The 6,184-nt window shown below is 58.9% G+C and carries 4 protein-coding genes; 3 read left to right on the forward strand and 1 reads right to left on the reverse strand.

Annotated elements, in window-relative coordinates:
- The first annotated feature begins 488 nt into the window (after positions 1-488).
- A complete protein-coding gene (locus tag QMX98_RS31345; protein WP_102593751.1) occupies positions 489-2,666 on the forward strand; it encodes a malate synthase G in 2,178 nt (725 codons plus the stop codon).
- Between the two features lie 58 nt (positions 2,667-2,724).
- Here the strand turns inward: QMX98_RS31345 and QMX98_RS31350 are convergent, their stop codons facing one another.
- Positions 2,725-3,186, reverse strand: a complete 462-nt coding sequence (locus QMX98_RS31350; protein ID WP_102593750.1) for a response regulator — start codon at positions 3,184-3,186, stop codon at positions 2,725-2,727.
- A gap of 252 nt (positions 3,187-3,438) precedes the next feature.
- Here QMX98_RS31350 and QMX98_RS31355 point away from each other — a divergent pair, with 252 nt between their 5' ends.
- Positions 3,439-5,379, forward strand: coding sequence for a putative nucleotidyltransferase substrate binding domain-containing protein (locus QMX98_RS31355; RefSeq protein ID WP_042932509.1), 1,941 nt, complete (start codon positions 3,439-3,441; stop codon positions 5,377-5,379).
- Entirely contained in the window at positions 5,376-6,083 is a 708-nt protein-coding gene (locus QMX98_RS31360) for a 3'-5' exonuclease (protein WP_010467084.1), read from the forward strand. Before QMX98_RS31355 ends, QMX98_RS31360 begins: the two co-directional genes overlap by 4 nt.
- Positions 6,084-6,184: the final 101 nt, after the last annotated feature.

A 6,184-nucleotide genomic window follows, 5' to 3' on the forward strand; every position in this document is an offset into this window, starting at 1 on the left:
TTACGGCGTTGAATCGGCGAATGCCTTCCCGGGCAAGCATCGCTCCTAGAAGGAGCCGCCCCCTGCAGGAGCGAGGCTTGCCCGCGAAAGGCGCGCCGCGAAGAACGTCGCGAACAATAAATCGTGTACAAGTTTTTATATTTAACTGGAACAATCCAATAGTTTTTTGAGAACATCCCGTGCCCCGACGTGACCGCAATGCGTCATGGGGTCGCAGAACGACGTAATTAGTCTAATTTTCACAAGCGCAATTCATCATGTAGTATGCCGCAGCGCGCACTACATAACGTTGGATCGATGTCTGCCACAGGCACACTCGCAGCCCTGATAGCCCTGTCAGCAAGGCCTCAAAGCCGTTGATCGGTTCCATCCCAGCCGCCCGAAATGGCATGTACTGGTGGAAGGGGTTTGTGGTTTAAATAGCCAGAGGCTTCATTGTTAATTTGAAGAGCTGAAAAGCGAAATAGCTGAGCAGAGTGAGGCAAGCAATGACTGAACACGTTCAAGTCGGTGGCCTGCAGGTCGCCAAAGTCCTGTTCGACTTCGTGAACAACGAAGCCATTCCCGGTACCGGCCTCACCGCCGATAAGTTCTGGGCCGGTGCCGACAAGGTCATCCATGACCTGGCGCCGAAGAACAAAGCCCTACTCGCCAAACGCGATGATTTCCAGGCTCGTATCGATGGCTGGCACCAATCCCGTGCCGGTCAACCACACGACGCTGTGGCCTATAAAGCCTTCTTGCAAGACATCGGTTATCTGCTGCCAGAAGCGGCTGATTTCCAGGCAACGACCCAAAACGTCGATGACGAAATCGCCCGCATGGCCGGTCCACAGCTTGTGGTGCCGGTGATGAATGCCCGTTTCGCGCTCAATGCCTCGAACGCCCGTTGGGGTTCGCTGTATGACGCGCTCTACGGCACCGATGCCATCAGCGAAGCTGACGGCGCGGAGAAAGGCAAAGGCTACAACAAGGTTCGCGGCGACAAGGTCATCGCCTTCGCCCGAGCCTTCCTCGACGAAGCCGCGCCCCTGGCGGCCGGCACTCACGTCGATTCCACCGGCTACAAGATCGTTGACGGCAAACTGGTCGTCGCCCTCAAAGGCGGCAGCAACACCGGCCTGCGCAACGATGCACAGCTGATCGGTTTCCACGGCGATACAGCCGCACCGACTGCAATCCTGCTGAAAAACAACGGCCTGCACTTCGAAATCCAGGTCGATGCCAGCACCCCGGTCGGCCAGACCGACGCTGCCGGTATCAAAGACATCCTGATGGAAGCTGCGCTGACCACCATCATGGACTGCGAAGACTCCGTCGCCGCTGTCGATGCCGATGACAAAGTGGTGATCTACCGCAACTGGCTCGGCCTGATGAAGGGCGACCTGTCGGAAGAAGTCTCCAAAGGCGGTCAGACCTTTACCCGCACCATGAACGCTGATCGCACCTACACCGGTGTCGACGGTAAGGAACTGAGCCTGCACGGTCGTTCGCTGTTGTTCGTGCGCAACGTCGGTCACCTGATGACCATCGATGCGATCATCGACAAAGATGGCAACGAAGTGCCGGAAGGCATTCTTGACGGCTTGATCACCAGCCTGGCAGCGATCCACAGCCTCAACGGCAACAACTCGCGCAAGAACAGCCGCACCGGTTCGGTCTATATCGTGAAGCCGAAAATGCACGGCCCGGAAGAAGCCGCGTTCACCAACGAGCTGTTCGGTCGCATCGAAGAAGTCCTCGGTCTGCCGCGCAACACGCTGAAAGTCGGGATCATGGACGAGGAGCGCCGCACAACGGTCAACCTCAAGGCCTGCATCAAAGCTGCGAGCGAGCGCGTGGTGTTCATCAACACCGGTTTCCTCGACCGCACGGGCGACGAAATCCATACCTCCATGGAAGCCGGCCCGATGGTGCGCAAGGCGGACATGAAGGCCGAGAAGTGGATCGGCGCCTACGAAAACTGGAACGTCGATATCGGTTTGAGCACCGGCCTGCAAGGTCGCGCCCAGATCGGTAAAGGCATGTGGGCGATGCCCGACCTGATGGCGGCGATGCTCGAACAGAAAATCGCTCACCCGCTGGCCGGCGCCAACACCGCCTGGGTTCCATCGCCGACTGCCGCTGCGTTGCACGCGCTGCATTACCACAAGGTCGACGTGTTCGCCCGTCAGGCCGAACTGGCCAAACGTGCCCGCGCGTCGGTTGACGACATCCTGACCATCCCGCTGGCGGTGAACCCGCAGTGGACTGCGGAACAGATCAAGAACGAACTGGACAACAACGCCCAGGGCATTCTCGGTTACGTGGTGCGCTGGATCGATCAGGGCGTGGGTTGCTCGAAGGTGCCGGACATCAACGACATCGGCCTGATGGAAGACCGTGCGACGCTGCGGATTTCCAGCCAGCACATCGCCAACTGGCTGCGTCATGGCATCGTCACACATGACCAGGTCATGGAAAGCCTCAAGCGCATGGCGCCGGTGGTTGACCGCCAGAACGCCAACGACGCGCTGTATCGTCCGCTGGCACCGAACTTCGACAGCAACATCGCCTTCCAGGCGGCGGTCGAACTGGTGGTTGAAGGCACGAAGCAGCCAAACGGCTACACCGAGCCGGTCCTGCACCGTCGTCGCCGCGAGTTCAAGGCTGCCAATGGCCTGTAACTGAGCACTGACGCCGGACAAAAAAAGGCCCTGATCGAAAGATCAGGGCCTTTTTTTATCAAGTCGGTGTTTGCTCATCCATTATTCCCAACTCATGTTTGACCAGCTCCAACAACCTGCCGGTATCGACAGGTTTGAGCAGGAAGTCGACCACGCTCAGATGCATTGCGGCGATTGCGTCTTTCACGTCGGCGTCGCCGGAAACGATGATGAACGGCATCGCCGCCCGGACTGACTCTCGCACCTGGCGGATCAGGTCCAGGCCATCGATGTGCCCCATTCGCAAATCAGTGATCACCAGGCCAATCGTTGGTTTTTCGATCACCATTTTGAGTGCAGTTTCGCCACTGGCGGCGGTCATGCAACGAATACCGTCCAACGCAAGAATCTCCGACAACAGCTCACGCGAGTCTTTATCGTCGTCAACGATCAGCACCCGCTGCGCCGGTAAATCGGGTTCGAGCATGACGGCACTCAGCGCCTCGCGCTCGGCATCACTCAAAATATCGTGGTCGGACATGGCTTTCTCTACGTTTTCAATTCAATCCCCTAGCACTTTCGTCAGACATCGCTAAGTAGACCTTCAATGTGCACTTCGTCGGAAACTTTTCCTATAGCCAATGTAGGAGGTTTTTCCTGCATTTGCGTCAGACATTTCCTAACTTCCGAAGCCTGCACGCCCCGACCTAGACTTACGTCCAATGGGCACCCTGCATGTACGAGCCGACCATGGGGGTAGTCATCCGACAACAATTCAAAAAAGACTGCGGTAATGGTTATGAGTAGAGAGGACGCCTTTACACAGGCAGGGAAAACCGCGGTGTTGCAGAACATCCAGGGCACTTTGCAATTCCTTCAGCGATTCCCGCCCTTCAATCAAATGGAACACGCGCACTTGGCGTATCTGGTTGAACAATGTCAGCTGCGTTTTTATGCGCCCGGCGAAAGCATCATCAAACCGGCCGACGGGCCGGTTGAGCATTTCTACATCGTCAAACAAGGACGGGTTGTGGGTGAGCGCCCGCATACGGCCAAGGGCGGCACCGAAACCACCTTCGAAATCACCACCGGCGAGTGTTTCCCCCTCGCCGCGCTGCTGGGCGAACGGGCGACCCGCACCGAACACCTGGCGGCCGAAGACACCTTTTGCCTTCAGCTCAACAAGCTGGCGTTCATCAAGTTGTTCGCCCTTTCCACCACGTTTCGCGACTTCGCCCTGCGCGGTGTCAGCAGCCTGCTGGATCAGGTCAATCAGCAAGTCCAGCAAAAAGCCGTGGAAACCCTCGGTACTCAATATTCGCTGAACACGCGACTGGGCGAATTGGCCATGCGCCATCCGGTGACTTGCAGCCCCGCCACGCCATTGCGTGAAGCCGTGACCCTGATGCATGAGCAACAGGTCGGCAGCATCGTGATTGTCGACGAGCGCAAAGCCCCGCTGGGCATTTTTACCCTGCGCGACCTGCGCCATGTGGTGGCCGACGGCACTGACGACTTCAACGAAGCGATCGAACGCCACATGACCCAGGCGCCGTTTTTCCTGTCGCCGGACCACAGCGCCTTCGATGCGGCGATCGCCATGACCGAACGGCACATCGCCCACGTCTGCCTGGTGAAGGACCATCGTCTGTGCGGCGTGGTGTCCGAGCGCGACCTGTTTTCCCTGCAACGGGTGGACCTCGTCCATTTGGCGCGGACTATTCGCAGCGCCCAGAAAGTGGAAAACCTGGTGGCGCTGCGCGGCGAGATCGGCCAACTGGTCGAACGCATGCTGGCGCACGGTGCCTCCTCGACCCAGATCACCCACATCATCACCTTGCTCAACGATCACACCGTGTGCCGGGTGATCGAACTGACCCTCGCCGAAAAAGGTGACCCTGGGATTCCATTCAGCTGGCTGTGCTTCGGCAGCGAAGGCCGCCGCGAACAGACGCTGCACACCGATCAGGACAACGGCATTCTTTTCGAAGCCCGGGACGCGGCGCATGCCGCCGAAATTCGCGGCAAATTGCTGCCGATTGCCCAGCAGATCAACCAGAGCCTGGCACTCTGCGGCTTCACGCTGTGCAAGGGCAACATCATGGCCGGCAACCCTGAACTGTGTTTGTCCCGGGCCGAATGGGCGCGGCGTTTTGCGGCGTTTATTCGTGAGGCGACGCCGGAGAACCTGCTGGGTTCGAGCATTTATTTCGACCTGCGGGTGGTCTGGGGCGACGAACAAGGTTGCGAGCAGCTGCGTCGGGGAATTCTCGATCAGGTGAATGACAACCGGTTGTTCCAGCGGATGATGGCCGAGAACGCCTTGCGCAACCGCCCTCCGGTCGGGCGTTTCCGTGAGTTCGTGCTGGCGCGCAAGAATGGCGAGAAAGCCACGCTGGATCTGAAGGTCCAGGGGCTGACGCCTTTCGTCGATGGCGCCCGATTGCTGGCCCTGGCCCATGGCATCGAGTCCAACAACACCCTGGAGCGCTTTCGCGAACTGGTGGCCAAAGAGGTCATCGAACGGCTCGACGGCGCTGCGTATGAAGAGGCCTACCACTTCATCCAGCAAACCCGCATGCAGCAACATCAGCTACAGACTCGGGAGAACCTGCCCTACTCCAACCGGGTCGATCCGGACAGCCTCAATCATCTGGACCGACGGATCCTGCGTGAGTCCCTGCGCCAGGCTCAACGCCTGCAAAGCAGCCTGGCCCTGCGGTATCAGCTATGAGCCTGTTTTCATGGCTGCGTCCGGCAGGCCCAAGCCTGACCGCTGAACTCCAGCTACGTCTGCAACGCTTACCCTCGGCGGCCGATCTGAGTGAATGCAGCCTGCGCGAGCAGCGCTGGGTGGTGCTCGACCTGGAAACCACCGGGCTGAACCTGAACAAGGACCGGGTGTTGTCCATCGGCGCGGTGGTGATCGAAGACGGAGCGATCGATTTCAGCCAGCAGTTCGAACGCACGCTGCAATGCGCCGATATGAAGGTAGGGCCCAGCGTATTGATTCATGGTCTGGGGCCTAGCGCGATTGCCGCTGGCAGCGATCCGGCTCAGGCACTGGTCGAATTTATGGAGTTCGTCAGAGACAGCCCGGTGCTGGCGTTTCATGCGCCGTTCGATCAACACATGCTGGGGCGTTCGCTGAAAGAGCATCTGGGCTACAAATTGCAGAATACGTTTCTGGATGTGGCGGACATCGCACCGTTGCTGTGTCCTCAGGCGCACATTCGCGATGCCGGGCTCGATGACTGGATCGACTGGTTCAAGCTGGAAGTCTTCGAACGCCACAACGCCAGCGCCGATGCGTTGGCCACGGCGGAGCTGGCGTTGATTCTGTTCAGCCGGGCGCGGCAGCAGCAGATTCATAGCCCGTTGAATTTGCAGCAGCGGGTGAGTCAGTGGAAACGCCGGCAGCGGGCGCCGTCCTTCTAAATCTGCGGCGCCTGTTCTGACGCCTTCGCGGGCAAGCCTCGCTCCTACAGGTTTTGTGTCGATCTGTGGAACGACGACATCCTGTAGGAGCGAGGCTTGCC

This window comes from Pseudomonas sp. PS02303 (genome assembly GCF_029959925.1).
GTDB classification, from domain to species: Bacteria; Pseudomonadota; Gammaproteobacteria; order Pseudomonadales; family Pseudomonadaceae; genus Aquipseudomonas; species Aquipseudomonas mandelii.

Bases quoted from the DNA above. Each gene is read 5' to 3' on its own strand.
- QMX98_RS31345 (WP_102593751.1), top strand. From the start codon at position 489: ATGACTGAACACGTTCAAGTCGGTGGCCTGCAGGTCGCCAAAGTCCTG.
- QMX98_RS31350 (WP_102593750.1), bottom strand. From the start codon at position 3,186: ATGTCCGACCACGATATTTTGAGTGATGCCGAGCGCGAGGCGCTGAGT.
- QMX98_RS31355 (WP_042932509.1), top strand. From the start codon at position 3,439: ATGGTTATGAGTAGAGAGGACGCCTTTACACAGGCAGGGAAAACCGCG.
- QMX98_RS31360 (WP_010467084.1), top strand. From the start codon at position 5,376: ATGAGCCTGTTTTCATGGCTGCGTCCGGCAGGCCCAAGCCTGACCGCT.